At 66.8% G+C, this 19,902-nt stretch carries 15 protein-coding genes, 2 tRNA genes and 2 pseudogenes; 7 read left to right on the forward strand and 12 right to left on the reverse strand.

Annotation, left to right across the window (positions count from 1 at the left end; translation table 11 throughout):
* Nucleotides 1-15: 15 nt before the first annotated feature.
* Together GJV80_RS00530 and GJV80_RS24785 are read right to left on the reverse strand one after the other, a co-directional pair.
* Nucleotides 16-1,758: a hypothetical protein gene (locus GJV80_RS00530; protein WP_154686252.1), complete on the reverse strand. Its 1,743-nt coding sequence runs from the start codon at nt 1,756-1,758 to the stop codon at nt 16-18.
* 185 nt (nt 1,759-1,943) lie between these two features.
* Nucleotides 1,944-2,617: pseudogene (locus GJV80_RS24785) on the reverse strand (DUF6766 family protein).
* A gap of 805 nt (nt 2,618-3,422) precedes the next feature.
* Between GJV80_RS24785 and GJV80_RS00540 the strand changes: the two are divergent.
* Nucleotides 3,423-3,617 (forward strand): annotated as a pseudogene (locus tag GJV80_RS00540) (Gfo/Idh/MocA family oxidoreductase); the annotation flags it as partial.
* Nucleotides 3,618-3,805: 188 nt separating this feature from the next.
* Here the strand turns inward: GJV80_RS00540 and GJV80_RS00545 are convergent.
* Both GJV80_RS00545 and GJV80_RS00550 read right to left on the reverse strand, forming a co-directional pair.
* A complete protein-coding gene (locus GJV80_RS00545) occupies nt 3,806-5,740 on the reverse strand; it encodes a hypothetical protein (RefSeq protein WP_154686254.1) in 1,935 nt (644 codons plus the stop codon).
* Nucleotides 5,715-6,041 carry a hypothetical protein gene (locus GJV80_RS00550; RefSeq protein WP_154686255.1) on the reverse strand — a complete coding sequence of 109 codons (327 nt, stop codon included), beginning with the start codon at nt 6,039-6,041 and terminating at the stop codon, nt 5,715-5,717. The genes GJV80_RS00545 and GJV80_RS00550 overlap by 26 nt, the downstream gene beginning before the upstream one ends.
* A gap of 1,023 nt (nt 6,042-7,064) precedes the next feature.
* Between GJV80_RS00550 and GJV80_RS24790 the strand changes: the two genes are divergently transcribed.
* Complete coding sequence (locus tag GJV80_RS24790) at nt 7,065-7,898, forward strand: replication initiator (RefSeq protein ID WP_370518872.1); 834 nt, start codon at nt 7,065-7,067, stop codon at nt 7,896-7,898.
* Here GJV80_RS24790 and GJV80_RS00555 read toward each other — a convergent pair.
* From GJV80_RS00555 to GJV80_RS00570, 4 genes are all read right to left on the reverse strand, one after another.
* Nucleotides 7,857-7,932 (reverse strand) — tRNA-Lys (locus GJV80_RS00555). The two genes, GJV80_RS24790 and GJV80_RS00555, sit on opposite strands and share 42 nt — an antisense overlap.
* Nucleotides 7,933-7,982: 50 nt before the next feature.
* Entirely contained in the window at nt 7,983-9,518 is a 1,536-nt protein-coding gene (locus GJV80_RS00560; protein WP_154686256.1) for an NAD(P)/FAD-dependent oxidoreductase, read from the reverse strand.
* Nucleotides 9,515-10,252 carry a type 1 glutamine amidotransferase gene (locus GJV80_RS00565; protein ID WP_154686257.1) on the reverse strand — a complete coding sequence of 246 codons (738 nt, stop codon included), beginning with the start codon at nt 10,250-10,252 and terminating at the stop codon, nt 9,515-9,517. Before GJV80_RS00565 ends, GJV80_RS00560 begins: the two co-directional genes overlap by 4 nt.
* Complete coding sequence (locus GJV80_RS00570) at nt 10,249-11,388, reverse strand: MurT ligase domain-containing protein (RefSeq protein ID WP_230208474.1); 1,140 nt, start codon at nt 11,386-11,388, stop codon at nt 10,249-10,251. Before GJV80_RS00570 ends, GJV80_RS00565 begins: the two co-directional genes overlap by 4 nt.
* A 194-nt stretch (nt 11,389-11,582) precedes the next feature.
* On the opposite strand from GJV80_RS00570, the gene GJV80_RS00575 reads away from it, so the two are divergent.
* The 3 genes from GJV80_RS00575 to GJV80_RS00585 are packed head-to-tail and all read left to right on the forward strand — an operon-like array spanning nt 11,583 to nt 14,387.
* Nucleotides 11,583-11,912 carry a CHY zinc finger protein gene (locus tag GJV80_RS00575; protein ID WP_154686259.1) on the forward strand — a complete coding sequence of 110 codons (330 nt, stop codon included), beginning with the start codon at nt 11,583-11,585 and terminating at the stop codon, nt 11,910-11,912.
* Nucleotides 11,913-11,915: 3 nt separating this feature from the next.
* Nucleotides 11,916-12,593: a ThuA domain-containing protein gene (locus GJV80_RS00580; RefSeq protein WP_154686260.1), complete on the forward strand. Its 678-nt coding sequence runs from the start codon at nt 11,916-11,918 to the stop codon at nt 12,591-12,593.
* 39 nt (nt 12,594-12,632) lie between these two features.
* Complete coding sequence (locus tag GJV80_RS00585; protein WP_154686261.1) at nt 12,633-14,387, forward strand: glycerol-3-phosphate dehydrogenase/oxidase; 1,755 nt, start codon at nt 12,633-12,635, stop codon at nt 14,385-14,387.
* Here the strand turns inward: GJV80_RS00585 and GJV80_RS00590 are convergent.
* Both GJV80_RS00590 and GJV80_RS00595 read right to left on the reverse strand, forming a co-directional pair.
* A complete protein-coding gene (locus GJV80_RS00590) occupies nt 14,384-15,613 on the reverse strand; it encodes an RNA polymerase sigma factor (RefSeq protein ID WP_154686262.1) in 1,230 nt (409 codons plus the stop codon). The genes GJV80_RS00585 and GJV80_RS00590 overlap by 4 nt on opposite strands.
* Before the next feature lie 2 nt (nt 15,614-15,615).
* Nucleotides 15,616-15,987, reverse strand: a complete 372-nt coding sequence (locus tag GJV80_RS00595) for a YciI family protein (RefSeq protein WP_154686263.1) — start codon at nt 15,985-15,987, stop codon at nt 15,616-15,618.
* 145 nt (nt 15,988-16,132) lie between these two features.
* Between GJV80_RS00595 and GJV80_RS00600 the strand changes: the two genes are divergently transcribed.
* The gene (locus GJV80_RS00600) at nt 16,133-16,420 is read left to right on the forward strand and encodes a hypothetical protein (protein ID WP_154686264.1); all 288 of its coding nucleotides are present in this window, start codon (nt 16,133-16,135) and stop codon (nt 16,418-16,420) included.
* A 1-nt stretch (nt 16,421) separates the two neighbouring features.
* Here GJV80_RS00600 and GJV80_RS00605 read toward each other — a convergent pair.
* Together GJV80_RS00605 and orn are read right to left on the reverse strand one after the other, a co-directional pair.
* A tRNA-His gene (locus GJV80_RS00605) sits at nt 16,422-16,497 on the reverse strand.
* A gap of 117 nt (nt 16,498-16,614) precedes the next feature.
* On the reverse strand, nt 16,615-17,277 hold the full coding sequence (gene orn / locus GJV80_RS00610; RefSeq protein WP_154686265.1) for an oligoribonuclease: 663 nt from the start codon (nt 17,275-17,277) through the stop codon (nt 16,615-16,617).
* Between the two features lie 450 nt (nt 17,278-17,727).
* Here orn and GJV80_RS00615 point away from each other — a divergent pair, with 450 nt between their 5' ends.
* Complete coding sequence (locus GJV80_RS00615; RefSeq protein WP_154686266.1) at nt 17,728-19,902, forward strand: bifunctional diguanylate cyclase/phosphodiesterase; 2,175 nt, start codon at nt 17,728-17,730, stop codon at nt 19,900-19,902.

Consider the following 19,902-nt stretch of genomic DNA (forward strand, 5'->3'; position numbering starts at 1 on the left):
GGGTCTTGCCCGCGGCTACTTGCCGGTGCCCGTGACGATGATGGTCACCGGGGGCAGGTCGGTCTTGTTCGCATAGACCGTGTACGCGTTGTTGGCGGCGGAGGTAAGGGCCTCGGTAGCCGGCGCCTCCCGTACGTGGATGTTGATCACCAGTCGGTCGGGACTCTCCAGGTAGACCCGTCGGTAGGTGTTCGGGGCAATCGGTGTTGGGTCACGCGCCGGCTTGTTGAGGCCGGGGTTGTGCAGCCGGTCCCAGTACTTGTCGAGTTTGTTGGTGACGGCGGCGGTGACGTTGGCAGCGGTGGCGTCCTTGGCTTCGAGGATCGTGTGCAACTGACTCCAGGTGCCGCCCGAGACGTGCGTCTCGACCACGGTGATCGCTTGTCCCTTGTATTTCTCCTGGACGGTGACCTGCACCTGTTTGCCGCCTTCGTACCAGTCGACGGCGCGCATCTTGGGCGGAGCGAGGGTCGCGCCGGGCGCGGTCTTGGCCATCACCCCCGCTTCTTCGAGTTCGCCGAGGCTGCTGGCATAGGGGCGTTTGGTCCCCGAGGAGGCCAGGGCGCGGAGTTCGGCTTGTTCGGCTGCGGTGAGCGCCTTGCGCTCGGCGGCTTTGGCGAGGGCGTTGCGCAGTCCCATGCCGCCGCGGGCGAGGAACGGCAGGAGGATGAGCCATTCACTGCCTTCGGGCATCGGAGGTCCGGCGACCCAGCCGACAGCGGCCTGATAGAGGAGGTCCTGGGTGTCGGTGTCGAGCTCGGTGATCGCCTGGTAGAGCCGGGGCGCGACCGAGGGTCGGAGGTTCTGGGGTCGGAGGAGCCCTGTGCGCGGGTCGTTGTAGAAGACGTCCGGACCGTAGACGGTGACCACGCCCTGGCTTCCGGGCGGAGCGTTGACACTGGTCGAGGACGGCAGGGTGAGGTCACCGCTCTTCTGAAGTTGATCAATGGTCCGCTGCAATTGCGGGCTGATGCGCGGCGGAGTTCCGCGAAGCTCAGCCATCGGGATGGCGGGCTCACCGCCGTCCTCGAAGGTCAAGTGCAGTTCGCGGCGGAAGACGTCGTAGGAGGCGCTGACGAAGTTGTCGATGTACGCGAGGTCGGCCCTGACATCGGCGTAGGTGGTGCCCGGCGGGAGCGCGGCGAGGTCCCGCAGCACATCGGTCAACGGTTGCCGTCCACCGGCGACGATGCCGAGCTGCTGTCGTTGGGTCACATCGAGTTTGCCCACCCGGGCTTGAACATCCTCTCTGGTCATCGGGGCAAGCGCATCGGCGGCCGTGGGCCAGTCGGCGGACTGGACGGCGCGCTCGTACTTCTCGTACAGGTCGCCGATCCGCCGCACCTCGGGTCCGCCCTGGTCGAGGCCGTCCAGGATCAACTGTTGGTGCGGCCAGCCCGCCAGGAAGATCTTCGTCGCAGCCCGGGTGTTGGCTGCCTGGCCGAGGGAGAGCATTGCGGTCTGAGCCTTGATGTCGTCCTCGTTGAAGCCGTTCAGTCGCAGCGCTACCTGCTGCCAGGCGCCCTGGGCAACGGCTGAACGCAAAGCCTGCAACAGTTCGTCCCGGCTCGCGTCGCGCTGGACACTCGGCGCCGCCGGAGCCGAGCCGGTGAGCATTCGGGCGACCGCCGTGTTCCCGATCGTCCGCTGCAACGACATCACGGTGGAAACCGATCGCTTGGCCGGCGTACGCGCACGATCGGCCGCAGTGGCGCCGCGGTCTGGTTGCGGATGCTCGACGAACCCCTGGGTTGGCAAACCGGTACCTCCGTCGAACCGTGTGACGCCTCTGGAGATCATTCTTCGGCCACTGCGGTCCGGGTTACGGCCACCGGCCGGGTAGCCACAGAGGCACCATCACTTGCCCGTTCGAGCGGTCGGGCCCGCTCACTCCACGGACGGACACGACTTCGGCCGGCGCAACGGCACCGGGCCTCCGACGTTCAGCCTTCTATACCCGTACTGTCGTGGGGCGCGCCGACCGGCTTCGACTCGGGGGACCCGCGTTGGCGCAGGTAGATGGCGAAGACAGCCATCGAGGCAACGGCGAGGAATTCGGACTGCCAGTTCTGCAGCGTCCGGTTCCAGAAGTCCGACGATGCGACATATCCCAGCCAGCTGACCGGGTCCTGGTACTGCGACAGCTGCTGGGCGTTGTACGACGCGCGCCCGGCGATGGACTGCGCCAGCCAGGACAGGAAGAAGATGGTGCCCATGATCAGGACCAGCGACCGGGAGTAGATGCCCAGTCGCCAGCCGCCTGCACGTGCCCAGGCAGGAGACCGCTCGGTGGCGTACGCCCCGACCTTCTGGTCCTCGTCCGACTCAGGGCGGCTCTATCGAGCTCCTTCGATTCGCTCGACCCACGCTGGAGCAGCCAGACTGTGGCATAGATGTAGAGCAGGAACTGTAGGAACTCCGACTGCCAGTTCTCGGCAACGTCGACGGCGAAGTCCGAACTGAGTAGATAGCCGCCGAGGCTTTCCTGCTGCAGACCGGCGGCGAGTTGCTGCTGGTTGAACTCCGCCAGTCCGGTGAGGGCCTGCCCCGCCAACGCCAAGATCAGGATCGTGCCGAAGAACAGGCTAAGGCTGTTCTCTACGACGAACCGCTTCATCGGGTTTCCTCCGACCGTTGCCCGAGAGCCGGGCCGGTAGTGGCGTTCATCGCTGCAGCAGCCCGATGATGATCATGTACGCCAGGCCCGCAGCGATGAAGACGACGGTGATGGTGAAGACGATGCGCATCTCAACCTCGCACCGCGCAGGAGTAGGGCCGGTCCGGCCGTGGTGTGCAGCCGGCGCCGGTGATCCGCCATCCGGAGGAGAATTCGGCCAAGAACAACGCTCCGTCGGGGAGCCGTACTTGGGCGTTGTCGCCCCAGACCTCGACGGCAGTCGGGGCGCCCGTCGATAAGCGGAGCGCTCCCAGTGCCTGAGCACATGACCGGGCGCTCGCCGACTCCAATGAGCTACGCGCCTCATCCGACAGCAACGAGCAGGCCGTCGCGCTCTGATGTTGGCGTACAGCGGTCTGGAACCTCTCGGCCGTCGACCGGACGTCAGGCCTGGACGCCGACGCACAACCCACCATCATCAGCAGCGCGGGAAGGCCCACCGCGATCATCCCGCAGCCACGTAGTGCGGCCCTGCCCATTTGTATGCTCAACCGGCTCCGCCTCGCTTCCACGGTTCAATTACCACCGTTCTGCATTTCGAACCGCGGCACGGTAAATGAGAACGACGGATCTGGACGGCGATAGTCCACGGTGCCAACCCAGCTCGACCCAATCAGGGCTCCAGCCGCGGTGTGCAGTTCGGGTCGGTGTATGGGGACCAGCGGCTGGGCCGCAGACTTCCACCTACCGGCACGTCAGTCCCATGAAGCAGCTGTCGTAGTAGCTTTCTGCGGCAGGAGTCGAGCGCGCGTCCGCACTTGCGACGATGATCGACGAGGCCGAGTTGGACGCAATCTCGGTCGTCTCCCCAGAAGACCTCCACCATCCGATCGTGATGGCCGCGCTGCGGGCCGGTTTGCACGCGCTTTGTGAGAAGCCGATGGCGTTCAGCGCAGTCGAATCGGCGGAGATGTTGTCCACCGCCGGAGCATCGGCGTGAAACACATGGTGCAGTTCACCAATCGTGGTTTGCCGCACTACCGGTAGGTGGAGTCTGCTTGACGACGCCTATGTCGGTCAGCCGTACTACGTCTGCTTCTACTGGCCCACCGGTTGGGGCCGTCGAAGCGCGCGGCTCACGTTTGTAAGGATCGAGTCGCGAGGCGACTCCTTTGGCTCTGAAATTCGTCATTTGCGGACGCCGATCCAGATCTCCTCGATCGGGTCGTTAACGGTCTCGGCACCGCAGACTTTCGGATTCGGTGCCGTCAGGCGTTCGGTAGCCCTGAATCCGGTGATGGGTCGGCTGCCCGGGGCCCCGGCCCACTTAGGGCGCAGCTTCATTGACCAGTCCACCCGACTCTTGCCGCCGCCCTTGACACAGCCCTGCATGACCGAGCCGGAGAACCGGAGCACGCCGCCGCCGAACGTCGCCCGTGACCCGGCAAGGCTCAGCGTGCATGACTCTCCGGAACATTCGCTGGTGAGTGTCACGTTTCGACGGAAGGCCGTACCGACGGGCACATTGGCATTGCCGTCGACGACCTTGATCCTTACTGCGAATGTTCCTGAAATCGCGTCCGCCTTCTTGCGCGGTATTTGGGGAGTGGCGGCTGGAACACCGGTCGACGCCGAAGGCTTGGGACTGCCCGACGGTGACGTCGAGGACGCGCTGGAGGGGTCGGGCGTCGCCGTCGGCGCCGTCGTTGGGGTCGTGGTGGCCCCGGATACCTCGCGCGACTGGGCACCTTGGATGATCACCGCCGCAGTGGCGGCACCGACCGTCAGCGTGATGGCTCCCGCGATCCCGGCGATGAACGCCCTCCCGCGGGATTGCGGAATACGAAGGCGGAAGCGTCGCATTTTGGGGAGCAACTGCGGCCGCGGACGAGGCTCCTCGGCAGAGTCGTGTTTCTGCTGCCTGGAGGACGGGGATCCAGGCCCGCCCAGGCGCCCGGTCAAAGGATCACGCTCGGTCGGGTTGAGGGAGAAACCCGGCCGTATGCCGTCGAACACCCCGCCCGACCTGATCTCCCTGGCGCTGGCCAGAGGCTTGAAGGTCGAGTTGCACAGAACGCGGCGACACCACTCGGCCGACCGTCCCGACGAGAAGTCGGCCAGGAATTCGGTTAGAGCGGTCGACGGCAGGGCTACCACCCGGCTGTCCCCTCCGGCCGAGAGGCGCCAGACGGCGTAGTCCCAGCTGATGAGCATCGGGCGAAGGGTCAGCTCCGCCCAGTGGCGTTCGGTGATCATGTCGACATCCGGGTCGGGTCGTCCGACCGCCGGCGCCTGCTCGGCGTCCGGCTCCTCGCACGGCAGCGGGTGGCGACCCGTCACGAGGTCGTCCACAGTGGCGACCTCGGCATCGGTGGCCCAGTCCTCGGCCAGCCGGCGGACCCTCTCCCAGGAGCGGTCCAGCAGGTCCTGCGCACGGTGGGGCCCGATCCGGGCTGCCCGACCGTGACGATAGAGATCGGTGCCGAACGCACCCCGGTCGACGTACCAGCCGAATCGTTCCCTCGCCGGTTCGAGCACGGGCTGGACCCCCAATCCAGGGCCGAGGTGTCGTTGACATTCCACGGCCGCCGCGGCGGCGAAGACCATGGCACCGGTCAGCTGTTGGCCGGCCGCATACTCGCCACCCAGCTCGAGCCGGCTGCGGCGCGGCCGCACCAGCAGGCCGGGGGAGTCCCGTCGGTCGAGCAACAGCATCATCGCCGCTGCGTGCCGCAGTGCGAAGCGGTGGGCGACGGCGGCCACCGCCCGGTCAGGTACCTCGACGTTCAGGTGGGTGGAGACACCGTCCAGGCGGTAGCCGGCGACCGTGTCCGCAAGTTCCATCCGTAGTCGGGCCAGCGATGCGATCAGTTCGGTCGTGAACCCGGGGCGCAACGGCTCGGGCGGTGTCGCGATTTCGGCCTCACGATCATCGGCGGTGATCACTCCACCCCAGGAGAGCCGGTGAGCGCCTGGATCCCCGGCATCCAGCCGGCATCCGGGCACCCGTCCCGCTCCGGTCCATCGCTGGAAGTCGACCTGGCCCGCCGTGCCCAGTACGGCGAACTCCTGCTCGATTCCGGTACGTCTGACCCGATCACGCCTTCGCGTCGTCGTGATCATCAGGATCGACGTCAGGTCCGGCAGCTGGCTCGTCTGCAATGTCCGACTGCTTGGCGCGGTGCTCCCGCAACTGATCGCGCGCTTCATCCAAGGCGGCATCGGCCGTCTTGTCGATCAGCTTGTCCTTCAAGGTGCCGGCTGTGTCCAGACTGACGTCGGCGACCACCGTCGCGACCGACCTTGCCCCCTGCACGGTCGAGGCGACGTCCCGGGCCGCCGTCACGACAGATGCAGGGCTCACCGCATTGCCTTTTTCCATCATCATCCCCCCGAACCTGTCCCCCGACAGCCCTGCCATCATGCTAGACCGCGGCACCGGTTGGTGCTGGTGATGTGGTGATTGCAGTGAACCGTTGCTCGGCGGCCGAAGCACACTGGATCAGCTCCCCGTGACCTGGTTGACGTCGAGGGCCGTTGCTGCGAGGAATCGCTTGTCTTGGCAGCCGGTGCTGCGCACCGGTGGCCCTTGGCACGGTCGAACCGGCTGGCTTCGTGCCCATGGCTCGTCAACCGTGCCGGGTGGTGTCGGCACGGCTGAGCGCGAGTGGCTGCCGCGATTACCTGCGATCGACCAGAGGTCGGGTCCGATGCCAGGCAAGCTGGAATCTACCGATTCGGAGAACCCATCGTCGCCGGGTCGGTCATCACTAAGATCAACTACAAGACCGTGGCGGACCTGGATGTTGATCGGATTGGACGATCAGATTGGACCAGACAGAAGCCTTCCTTCTCTTGGAAAGTCGTAGGCTGCTTCTTCGGGTCAGTTGGATACGTGCGGCGGCGAGGATGGATGGCTTGGACGATCAGGTGGACCCGAATGGGTGCTCGCCGCTCACGATGAGGATGATCATCCGTTTTCCGTGTTCCCGTCACGTTCCTGGGCATCAAGGCGATCGCTGGTGCCTGCCTGGTCGTCCCGATGACATCCCCTCTGAGCTGGGTGTGTGGCGTCGTTGGGGTCGGATCGTCCGCGAGGTGCACCCGCGGGGTGGCAGTGATGATCACAGCTAGCCATGCTGCGCGTATCCAGCCTTTGGACTGGATACCTCTTGCGGTGATGGCAGGGGAGCGCTGGTCAAGGCCGAGCCCCCGTGGTGGTCTCGCAGGTGTTGACCGAGTTGGTGCGGGAACTCGCGGTCATTGACAAGGGTTCCGATCTCGTGCGGTTCCACGTCGGAGTCGGTGTGTCCGTCGTGTGCGCGGAAGGCGCGGACCTTGCGTATGCAGCGCTGCGCTGAAGGCTGACATCCAGGAGCGGAACCGGACGCTATCGAGGACCGCGATTCGGACTGCTTTGGCGATCATGCCGATCGTGATCATGGCGATGTTGATCGTGAGGCGGACTGTGATCGACCGGTGCGGTCGACGACGCGACGAAGATGATGCTGTTGATCTTCCTCGTGTGCCCGCTGACGATCGCACGATCGGTCGTACCTTCACGAGTCAGGAGGGTCATGAGTACCGGCCGTCGATTTTCCTGACTCTGACGCTCTCGTCCTATGGGTCGATCACTGACGGTGCACCGACCCGGCCTGTGAGTTACAACTATCGCCGGGCGCCGATGGATGCTTTGCTGTTTCCGAAGTTGGTGCACCGGTTGTGGCAGAATCTGGGTCGCTGCGCCGGCTACAAGGCGCAGTACTTCGGCGCAATCGAACCCCAGCAGCGGCTAGCCCCGCGTCTGCGTGTGGCGCACACCGGTGACGTTCTGCCGACCTGGGAGGAAGCCGTCGAAGCGATGGCCGGGGATCCCGATGCGAAGCCGGCTCATGTGATGCGGCTCGGATCCCAGGCGGATATCCGCGGGATCATTGCAACGTCGGAGGAAGCCGATCGGGGGATCCGCTACTTGACTAAGTACCTGACCAAGGCGATCGCCGAACGCCTCATGTCGGATGGTGACGAGGAGGTGCCGGTCTATGAGCGGCGGGACGCGCACATCGACCGGCTCCATGCCGAGCTGCGGTGGACGTCTGCCTGGCGCGCGGTGGACTCGCAAGCTGGAGTTGGCGCCGGAGGCCGCGTTGAGGGACGCGCTCCCGGAGACTGGAAGGGTGGCAAAGGTGCGGTTCGGCCCGGCGACCTGGGTGGCAGCTACTCGCCTGACTATGGGTGTTGGTGCGCCATCAGGGACTCGAACCCCGAACCCGCTGATTAAGAGTCAGCTGCTCTGCCAATTGAGCTAATGGCGCGCGGAGAGAAAGATTAGCAGCCTCGCCGATCCGGTGCGAAATCCAGGGCATCAGCCATCCAGCAGGGCCATCGCGGCGCTGTGACCGCCCAACCCGCTGACCGCGCCGCCTCTCCTGCTGCTCGACCCGCAGAGCAGCAAGCCGTCGTGTTTCGTCGCCACGCCCCAGCGTTCAGCCGCCGTGGTCGCCGGCTCATCATCGGCCAGCCAGGGCCAACTCAGCTCCCCGTGGAAGATGTGTCCGCCCGGCATCCCGACGGCCGCCTCGACGTCCAGCGGAGTCATCACCTCGACACACGGCCGGCCCTCGGAATCGACTGCCAGGCAGTCCTCCAACGGCTCGGCGAGCACCGACTGCAGACTGGCCAGTGCCGCATCCCGTGCCCGGTCACGCATGCCGTCGGGGTCGGGTACGAAGAGACCTGCCGGGGCGTGCAACCCGAAGAGCGTCAGGGTGTGCCAGCCCCGTCTGATCAACTCCGGATCGAGGATGCTCGGATCCGTCAGGCTGTGGCAGTAGACCTCACACGGGAACGGCTCCGGCAGCCGCCCGGCGACCGCAGTAGTGTGCGCGGCCTGCAACTCCGCGTAGCCCTGCCGCAGGTGCAGCGTCCCGGCGAACGCCACGTTCGGATCAATCCCGGACCGCAGCCGCGGCAGCCGGCGGAGCACCATGTTGATCTTGAGCTGGTTGCCCTCCGGCCTCGGCATCTCCTCGCCCAGCAGCCGGGCCAGCGTCCATCCGGCACAGTTGGCCAGGACGTTCGGCGCCTGCCACGTCCTGTGCGGTGTCTCGACCGTCCAAATACCTTGATGACGGACCAGTCCGGTGGCCGGTGTGTCGGTGATCAACTCTGCTCCGCCTTTGCGCGCCGCATCGACCAGCGACGACGCGACGGCACCCATGCCACCGACCGGTACCCGCCATTCGCCGGTGCCGTTGCCGATCACGTGATAGAGGAAACAGCGGTTCTGCACCAGACTCTGATCATGGACGCCGGCCTCGGTGCCGATCAGTGCATCGGTCAGGATCGTGCCGCGGATCGTGTCGTCGGCGAACGTCCGTGTCACCAGATCACCGATCGGCCGGGCATTCAGATCAACCATCAGTTCGTCGCCCACAGCGTTCCGCAGTGATGATGCGCGGGGGAGCGGCCCGACCAGCGTCGGTGCCACCGCCTGCGCGAACCGACCAAGATCGTCATGGAACCGCTGCCAGGCGTCGTAGGCCTGCGGGCCGCCGGTCAGCTCGGCGAATGACGCTCGCGTCGCGTCGCCTTCCGGGCGCTCGACCAGCAGCCCGCGATCCCCGACGGGCGAGTAGGACCCGACCGATCGCGACCGCAGCTCAACATCAAGCCCGAGGTCATCGATGATCATCTGCGGCAGCAGCGAGACCAGATAGGAGAAGCGCGACAACCGCGCTCCGACACCGGGAAACACCTGCGCACTGGCCACCGCGCCACCGAGCCGATCGCGTGCCTCGAGCACGACCACCGACCGGCCGGCACGAGCCAGATACGCCGCCGCGACCAGACCGTTGTGACCGCCGCCGACGATGATCACATCGGCGGACTCCGGGCTCATCGGCGAGCCGCGGCGATCCGTTGCCGCCGCAGTTCGGTGATCTCCGGACGGTCGATCGCCGGAAGCTCCGTCTTCAACGCCAGTTCCAACACATGATCAGCGAGAGCAGGATTCCGCGCCAGCGCGGGCCCGTGCGGATAGATCGCCAACACGGTCCCGTTCTGTGCGCCGTCCGTGCCGCTGCCGTCGTTGCCGACGCCCACCTCGACCCGGGTCACCGGCTTGGCATCCGGACCCAGCGTTGTATAGCCGCCGTGATTCTCGAACCCCGTGATCCACTGCTCCTCACCGGAATGATCGATCCACTTGCCGAGCAGTTCACCGACCGCCCGGACCGGGCCCCGTCTGGTCGTGACGTCCAACAGGTCGAGCCCCTCGGTCACCGTGTCGTTGTCACCGACCGTGAAGGACTTGCCAAGGATCTGATAGCCGGCACACACCGCGAACACGGCCGCTCCCCGATCGACGGCGCGGTAGATGCTGCCGTCCTTCTTCAATTCCTTCACAGCAGAGATCTGTGCGGCGTCCTCACCGCCGCCCAACAGATAGACGTCACCGGTCTCCGGCAACGGGTCACCCGGCTCGACAACGTGCAGCACCGGATCGTAACCGCGCCAGGCAAGCCGCTTGATCAACACCGTGGCGTTGCCCCGGTCGCCGTAGATGCCCAGCAAAGACTGGTAGACCAGCACCACCTCGACGCGCTTGCCGTCACCGAACGTCGACGCGCTCACGCCAGGCCTCCCATCTTCCGCAGCCGCTGGAAGGGCGTGTAGGTGGCGACGATGTCGACCGGGTCGGGATGCCCGATCACCGCCTCACCAAGATCAGGTACGCAGACATGATCAACTCCCGCGTACGCCAGCCGTACGGCCAGATCCTGCGCTCGCGGGCCGGTCGCAATCACCCGCCGACCGACCAACTGTTCGTACTCAACATCCCACAACCAGGACACATCTCGACCGTCGGCAGCCGCCGAATCGATCGCCAGGATCACCGTGTCGGTCGCGGCCAGCGGCAGCGCCTCGGCCCAGCCCGCCGGATTCTTGGCCAACAGCAATCGCGCCGTGGTCGAGCCGAAATGTGCCGTCCCGAACCGCCCCGCGGGCGACGTGACCGTCCGCATCCCGGTGATCGCCGTCTCGGGATCGATGCCGAGCACGGCCGACGCCGCCAGCGCACACGCGGCGTTGCTGACGTTGAACTTGCCGGGTACCTGCAGGCGCGGTTCGTAGACCGCACCGTCCGGAGTGCTGATCTTGTCGTCGATCACCCGGTAGTCGGCGGCCGGCTCGGCGAGACCACAGTCCCGGCAGTGCCAGGTCTTGCCGTACTCGCCGTCGGTGCGCAGCAGCGTCCCGCCGCATTCCGGGCAGAGCACCGCGTCCTGAACCCAGGTACTCGCGGTGTCCACCCAGACCGTCTTCCGCGCCTCCTTCGCCGCCCAGACCACCAATGGCTCGTCGGCGTTGGCGACCACCACCGGCGCGTCGTCGCCCGCCGCGATCAATGCGGTCCGCCAGTTCCGGGCCAGCGCCTTGATCTCGTGATGCCGGTCCAACTGGTCCCGACTGAAGTTCAGCAGCACGAGCACCTCCGGACGACCGAGGCGAACGACGTCGGCGACCACCCGTTCGTCGGTCTCCAGCACCGCGATATCGGCCTCGGGCTTCTCCGACAGCGCCGAGGTGATGCCGCCGTGCAGATTGGCCCCGTCGGCGTTGTGCACGATCCGATCCGCGCCACCGAGTGCCGCCCCGACCGACGCGGCCAGCAGGTGGGTGGTCGTCGTCTTGCCGTTGGTTCCCGACACCATCGCGATCCGCCGCCCGCGCAACAGCTTCGCCAGCGCCTGCGGATCGGCCTTCAGCATCACCTGCCCGCGGATCGCCGCGCCGGTGCCGCGGCCGGCGAGCCGGGAGGCCTGCGCGGCCACCCGGCCGGCGGCGGTCGCGACGGACAACCGGATCCTCGACACCACGGTCAGCGGGGGACGGGAACCGGGGACGGCGAGCGGCACGGGGGCGGTCTCCGGAAGCGGCATGGCGCTATTGTCACCTATTCGTGGAGAGGCCAGTGGTTCGCGGCGCGGTGGTCGACGACGAGACGCGGTGCGCCCACTACCACGGGCCGTCCGACATCATCGCCATCAAGTTCCGGTGCTGCGGGGAGTTCTACCCGTGCTTCCGGTGCCACCAGGACGCCGCGGACCACCCGATCGAACGCTGGCCGATCGCCGATCAGGAGCAGCCCGCCGTCCTCTGCGGAGCCTGCGGCCACGTCCTCACCGTGCGCGGCTATCTGGACAGCAGCGGGTGCCCGTCCTGTTCCGCGCAGTTCAACGAGCGCTGCGCCCTGCACCACCACCTGTACTTCGAGCCCGCTAGCGTCTGACGGGTGACCCACAGCAGGATCCGCATCATCGCCGGCACCGGCCGGTACACCGATCCGTGGCACCCGTTCGCCGAGACCGCGCGCTGCATGGCCGACCTCCTCGGCGAGGCCGGCCACAAGGTGGAGATCGCCGAATCGACGCCCGAGGCGTTCACCGAGCTGACCGACACCGACCTGGTGGTGATCAACTGCGGCGGCAACCCCGAGGTCGAGCTGGCGCCGGAACCGATCTGGCAGCAGTCGTTCCAGGCGTTCGAGCGCTGGCTCGGGTCCGGACATCCGGTGCTCGGCGTCCATGCCGCGTCCAACGCCTTTCCGGACTGGCCGGCCTGGCCCGAACTGCTCGGTGGTCGCTGGGTGCGCGGCAGGTCGCACCATCCGCCGCGGACGGAGTTCACCTTCAAGGTCCCACCGGCCGGCCGCGATCACCCGGCCCTCGGCGGCCTGACCCACGTCTCGGTGCTGGACGAGCGCTACTCCGAGCTCGACGTCTCCGCCGATGCGGTGCCCCTGCTGCAGCACCGCTTCGACGACAAGGACCAGGTGATGGCCTGGGCGTTGCAGCGTGACGGCCGGAAGACGGTCTACGACGGGCTGGGGCATGACGCGCAATCGTTCGCGAGTGCCGACCGGCGCCGGCTGCTGACCGCCGAAGTGGGCTGGTTGCTGGCGTCGGACTAGGGTCGAGAGAGAGCGAAGTCCTCGGACACAGGTGTGGTGATGATCGACAGCAGGTTGACCGGCGGGTCCCGTACGGAGGCGCTGAACCGGCTGCGCGCCAGCAGCAACGGCGGCCAGGAACTGGACATCCTGGTCATCGGCGGAGGAGTCACCGGCGCCGGCATCGCGTTGGATGCCGCGACCCGTGGGCTGATCACCGGAGTCGTCGAGGCGCAGGACTGGGCCTCGGGTACGTCGAGCAAGTCAAGCAAGCTGATCCACGGCGGCCTGCGCTACCTGCAGATGTTCGACTTCAAGCTCGTCCAGGAGGCGCTGGTGGAACGCGGCCTGCTGCTCAGCCAGCTGGCCCCGCACCTGGTCAAGCCGGTGCCGTTCCTCTATCCGCTGCGCAACCGGGTCGTCGAGCGGGCGTACGTCGAAGCCGGCATCAGCCTGTACGACGCGCTGGCCAGCGTCAGTCGCGGCACGAAGGTGCGCGGTCAACGCCGCCGGGTGCTGCCCTGGCACAGCTACATCGGCCACCACAAGCTGATGGAGCGGTTCCCCGACCTCGATCCCGATGTCGCGGCCGGGGCCATCCAGTACTGGGACGCCTCGGTGGACGATGCGCGGTTCGTCGCCGATCTTGTCCGTACCGCTCAGGCGTACGGCGCCTATCCGGCCAGCCGGACGCAGGTGGCCGGACTGATCAAGGACGGCGACCGGGTGGTCGGGGCCGAGCTCGTCGATCTCGAGACCGGTGATCATTTCGAGGCCCGGGCCAGAACGGTGATCAACGCCACCGGTGTTTGGACCGGGCTGACCGAGAAGCTCACCGATACTCCCGGCAGCCTGAAAGTCCTTGCCTCCAAGGGCGTTCACATCGTCGTCCCGCGAGACCGCATCGACGGTCAGGTCGGGTTGATCCTGCAGACACAGACCAGTGTGCTGTTCATCATCCCCTGGTCGCGCTATTGGATCATCGGTACCACTGACACGCCGTGGACCGAGGATGTCGCCCGACCGGTGGCCACCGCCCGCGACATCGACTATGTGTTGGGGGAGGCCAATGCCGTGCTGGCCCGGCCGCTCACCCGTGACGACATCGTCGGGCACTACGCCGGCCTCCGGCCGCTGCTGCAGCCCGGCACCACCGGTGAAGGCGTGTCGGCCAAGATCTCCCGGGAGCACACGGTCGCCTCACCGGCGCCGGGCATGGTGTCGATCGCCGGCGGCAAGTTCACCACCTATCGGGTGATGGCCAAGGACGCCGTCGATTTCGCCCTCGGAGAGCGGGCCGAGCGGCTGCCGTCGGTGACCGCGAACGTGCCCCTGGTCGGGGCGGTCGGCTATCCCGGTGCCCGCGAGCACACCACCACGCTCGCCGAACGGCACGGCTGGGATCGCTGGCGGGTCTCCCACCTGCTGCACCGCTACGGAGCCGAGATCAGCGAGATCGCCCGGCTGTGCAACGAGGATCCGGAGATGGCCCGCCCGCTGGCCGGAGCGACCGCGTACATCCGTGCCGAGATCGTTTTCGCGGTCACCCACGAGGGCGCGTTGCACCTGGACGACATCCTCGCCCGGCGCACCAGGATCGTCTACGAGGAAGAGCAACAGGGGCTGGCCGCGGTGGACGAGATCGCCGACCTGGCTGCGCCGCTGCTGGGCTGGACCGAGGACCAGAAGGCGACCGAGATCCGCGCCTACCGGGAGTGGACCCGGATCGAGGCGGAGGCCGCGCAGCAGCCCGACGACCGGGCCGCGGCGCAGGTGCGGGCAGCCGTCGATGATCTTGTGCCGATGATCGACTAGTCGCGCTGGGTGGCGTTCAGTCGACGCGCCCGGGAGCGGAGATAGTCGCGCTCGGCGATCGATGTCGTCCGCCGAGACGCGTCCAGATAGACGTCGGCCGCCGTCGGGGCACCGGTCCGTTCCAGCAGATGCGCCCGGACGGCCAGCAGCCGGTGATTGTCCGACGGCAGGCCGTCGAGTTGCTCAAGAAGCTGCAGTCCGTGCGTCGGGCCGTGCACCATGGCGGCCGCAACCGTACGGTTCAGGCTGACCACCGGGTTGCCGGTGAGCTGCTCCAGGATCGTGTAGAGAGCGAGGATCTCCTGCCAGTCGGTGTCCTGGGTGCTTGCCGCCTGATCATGCAAGGCGGCGATGGCGGCCTGCACCAGATACGGGCTGGGCGGACGCCCCGGCAGCGTGTCCTGCACCAGCCGGACACCTTCATCGATCTTGGTCCGATCCCAGCGGCCGCGGTCCTGTTCGTCCAGCGGCACCATCCGACCATGGTCATCGAGCCGGGCATCGCGGCGCCCATCGGTGAGCAACATCAGGGCCAGCAGACCGGCGGCCTCACCATGATCAGGCAGGTCCCGATGCACCTGCCGGGCGAGCCGGATCGCCTCGGTCGCGAGATCGACGTCGTAGAGTTCGTCGCCGATGGTCGCTGTGTGTGCCTCGGTGAACATCAGATACAGCACAGTGAGCACGGCATCCAGGCGATGATCGAAATCTGGCCCGGCCGGCGCGGGGAACCGGGCACCGCTGAGTTTGATCTTGGCCTTGGCCCGGCTGATCCGCTGGGCGATGGTCGCCTCGGGCAGCAGATAGGCCCGGGCGATCTGTGTGGTGGTCAGACCGGCGACCGTACGCAGTGTCAGTGCGACCTGGGCGGAACGGGAGAGGTCGGGATGACAACACAACATCATGATCTGCAGGCTGTCGTCGTGCTTAACCGGCGCAAGATCGGCGAGCGGATGGGCCAGCCGGGCCTGGACCGACTCCCGTTCCCGACGCCGGGCGTCGCTGCGGATCCGGTCGATCATCCGACGGCGCGCCGCAGTCACCAACCAGCCGTGCGGACTATCCGGCCGCCCCGAGGCGATCCACTGCTGGTACGCCTCCAGCAGCGCCTCCTGGACGGAGTCCTCGCAGAGATCGAACTGTTCGGTGCCGTAGCGGCGGAGGAGGGTGCCGAGGACCTGCGGCGCGAGGGTGCGCAGCAGGTCCTCCAGCTCCGAGGTGATCACGGTCAGATCGGCTCGCCGTCGCTGAACATCACCGGCCGGACTTCCAACGCCAGCCCGTCGATCGCGGCATCGGGGATCTGCTGGGCCAGTTCGACGGCACGGTCGGCGGACTCGACGTCGACCAGGTAGTAGCCGCCGAGGAACTCCTTGGTCTCGGCGAACGGCCCTTCGGTCACCTCCGGACGGCCGGTGGTGCGGCCGCGGACCGTGGTGGTCTGCGACGGGTCGCCCAGCGCCTGGGTGAACACGAACTCCCCGGACTCCTTGGTCTGGGCCATGAAGCGGGCGTGGCCGTCGCCGATCGCCTGTTGCTGTTCCTCGGTCAGATTGTCCAGGACTGTGGGATCGACCTGCATCAGGATGAGGAACTTCATCGGGTGTCCTTCCGGATCTGTGGACGCCGGGTGCGTCCTGTGCCTCGTGGTCGGAGCCGGCCGTCCGTTCTCGACAACCTTCGGGGAAGTATGGCGAGGGATCCGCTGATTTGCCTAGATCGAACACCTGTTCGATACTTCATCCATGGCGCGGACAGCTCGCTACGGTGCATTCGGGGCACCATCGGAGTGGAACCACCAGCAGGTGGTCAATGTCGAGTGGCCGCCGCCGGGGATACCGACGCTGTTGCCCGAGCACCGGCCCGTACCGGTGAGGGCCCGGGTGATCTGGGAGCACGACGGCGAGGAGTGGATTCCGGGACGCGCCGTGCGCTGGCTGCGTCCTGTGGTGTTCGTGTTGATCAACGACCACCGGCATCGCGGCGCCGGACTGTGGCTGCCGCTGCGGGACGTACGCCGTGAGGGCGAGTGAATGGGGTGGATGAAGGGACTCGAACCCTCGACCGCCTGGACCACAACCAGGAGCTCTACCAACTGAGCTACATCCACCACGGCGACCTTCGTCGCCGGCCGACCGGAGGCGTACGCCGACCGTCAGCAGCCAGTGAATCTTAGCGTCACCGATCGCTTGGGTCGAAATCGGTTCTGGCCATCCTGGAGGCTGGGTCAGGCGGGCGACGATTCCGCGGATTCGTCGTCGGCGGTCGCGGACTGCGGCGTCTCCCCGGTCAACATTCCCTGGTGACGCAGCGCGATCGTCCTCGCGGTCGCCGAGTCCGGACCGGGCGGTGCCACGAACAACGCCTCGCGGTAGTAGCGCAACTCTTCGATCGATTCCTGGATGTCGGCCAGCGCACGATGGTTTCCCGACTTCGCCGGCGACTGGTAGTAGACCCGCGGGTACCAGCGGCGGGCGAGTTCCTTGATCGAGGAGACGTCGACGTTGCGGTAGTGCACATGGGACTCCAGGGCCGGCATGTCGCGGGCCAGGAATGCCCTGTCAGTGCCGATGGTGTTCCCGGCCAACGGTGCCTTGCGCGGTTCGGGGGCGAACTGGGTGATGTAGGCCATCACCTTCTGCTCGGCCTCCTCGAGACTGAGTCCGGCGTCGAGTTCGGCGAGCAGGCCGGAGTGTTCGTGCATCGCGCGGACGAAATCACCCATCTGGTCCAGCGCCTGCCGGCTCGGCTTGATGACGACGTCGACGCCATCGCCGAGGATCTCGAGCTCGGAATCCGTCACCAACGCGGCCACCTCGATCAGGGCGTCGTTGGCGAGGTCGAGCCCGGTCATTTCACAGTCGATCCAGACCAGTACCTGCTCACTCACGCCGGTCACTCTAGACCGGAGACCCCCAGCGACCGCTTCCGGAGCCGACGCGTCGGGTATCCCATTTCGCGTGGGTGGGGTCGTCGACGCAACCGTGCAGCATGCCCCGACATCGGATGGTGGCCGCGAATCCGGCCGGTGAATTACCGGGTGTTCGGGGGGTCGAATTATGTACGGTCGCGACCCATTCACCCTGCGGGACGAATGTCGGGTGCGCGACAACGGAGAAGACAACTGAGAAGATGACGGTGAACCCGGGCGACGGTACGAAATGGGCAGGCGAGGTGGACGGTGATGAGTAGTCCGCACAACGGTGCAATGGGACGCCCGGTGCCCACAGAACCGGAGGCGACCAAATCAGAGCCGACCAAATCAGAGTCGACCAAATCAGAGTCGACGAAATCAGAGTCGACGAAATCGGAGCCCCCAAAAGCGTGGTCCACGAAATCGGTGGCCACGAAATGGGCCGACGTCTGGCCGTTTGTGGCGGTCGCACTGCTGGGCGTGGTGATCATGCCGTTCGGTTGGCACCGCGCGTCGCTGGTGGGATTCGGCCTGTTCGTCGGTCTGACGCTGATCACCCTGGCGATGATCGCGGTCAGCGTCCATCGGGGCCGCCGGACGTGGCTGGCCACGGCCGCGCCGATGCTGGTCTTCCTCGACCTGGCCCTCGCCCGTCATCTCGCCGGGCCGACCGTGGCCTCCGGTATCGCGCCGCTGGTGCTGCTGCCGGTGCTGTGGGTCGCCCTGCGTGGAACACGGGTGGAACTGATCGTCGCCGGTGTGCTCAGCGCCGCGTTCTTCTGGGTCCCGGCGGCGATCATCGGCCCGCCGGCGTACCCGGCGGCCGATTGGTACCGCGGTCTCCTGGTCGCCGCCATCGCCCTGCTGGTCGCGCCGGTCATCCAACGGGTCGTACGGAGACTGGCAGCGGCCAACGCGCAGGAACGCGAGGCCAGACGGCAGGCCGCGGCAGTGACCGTTCGCTGGGGGACGCTGTTGGCCCAACTGCCCGACACGGTGGTGGCCACCATCGCCGAACAGGACGGGCGGATCACGGTGCTGGAGCGGCTGGGCGGCGCGCCGGAGCTGCAGGACGAGTTCTCCGACATCATCAGCAGACACCTGGACGAAGTGCGCACACTGCTGGACAAGACCGCCGACGGGCGGACCGAAGTTGAGTTGTCCGATGCGATCACCCGTCGCACCCTGGCAGCGGTCGCCGTGCCGCTGCCGGGTGCCCGACCCGGTGAGACGCTGGTCATGGTCCGTGACGTCACCCGGGAGAAGCAACGTGAATGGGCGCTGGACCGCAGCCGGCGGCAGCTGGCGTACCTGGCCGATCACGACGCGGCCAGCGGCTTGCTGAACCGTCGGCGGTTCGACCAACTGCTCGCCGAGCACCTGCTCGACTCCGATGCGGGTGCGCTGCTGATCCTGGATCTGGACCTGTTCAAGCAGGTCAACGACACACTCGGGCATGCGGCCGGTGATCGGCTGATCGTCAGGGTCGCGGGAATCCTGCGCGACGAGTTGCGGGAGACCGATGCTGCCGCCCGGCTGGGCGGTGACGAATTCGCCGTGCTGTTGCCGGATGCCGGTGCCACAACGGCCGAGAGGGTGGCCGGACGGCTGGTACAACGGGTCAGGGAGTCCGTCGCCGCGATGGGTGACCGGCATCCGCCGGTGACCGCCAGCGTCGGCGTGGTGACCATTGCCGCGGCCCGGTCCCGTGGCGTCGATCCGATGATGCTGGCCGACGCGATGCTGTACCAGGCCAAGCACGGCGGCCGTGGACGATACGCCGTGTTCACCCAGGCCACGGCGGATCTTCCCTCCGCGGTTCGTGGCGAGACGCTTCAGGCGAGGCTCGATCGTGCCATGGCCGAGGACCGGCTGGTTCTGCATCTGCAGCCGGTGCTGGACGTTCCGCTGGGCCGGGTGGTGGCTGCCGAGACCCTGCTCAGGATCTTCGAGGACGGCCGACTGGTCGGCCCGGCCGAATTCATCGAGGCTGCCGAGCAGAGCGAGCTGATCATCACCCTGGACAGCCACATCCTTCGCCGGGGAATCGCGCTGGTGCCGCGGCTGCGGGAACGCGATCCTGATTTCCGGCTGGCGATCAATGTGTCGGCCCGCTCCATCGGTGATCCGTTGCTCGAGCAGACAATCGTCGAATCCTTGGCTCGGCACGGGGTGCCGGGGTCGGCACTGATCCTGGAGGTGACCGAGACGGCCGCAATGTCTGAGATCGAGCACGCGCAGGCATTCGCCCAGAAAATGCGCGAACTCGGCTGCAGCCTGGCGCTCGACGATTTCGGTCATGCATTCGGCACTTTCGCCCGTCTCAAGCGAATGACCTTTGATTACATCAAGATCTACGGGGAATTTGTTACCGCAGCGGGTGAGTCCGAGATCGACTGCGCAGTGCTGCGCTCGATCATCCGGGTCGCCCACGACCTCGACAAGCGCGTCGTCGCCGAACATGTGGCTGATCAGTCGACCTTCGACCTCGTCGTGCGTGAAGGAGCAGACCTGGTGCAGGGCTTTCACATCGCAAGACCGATGCCGATCGAGGATTTCCTCGATCAATGCCTGCCGCAGCCCGCCCGACGGAATCGATAG

The sequence above is a fragment of the Microlunatus sp. Gsoil 973 genome (assembly GCF_009707365.1).
Lineage (GTDB): Bacteria > Actinomycetota > Actinomycetes > Propionibacteriales > Propionibacteriaceae > Microlunatus.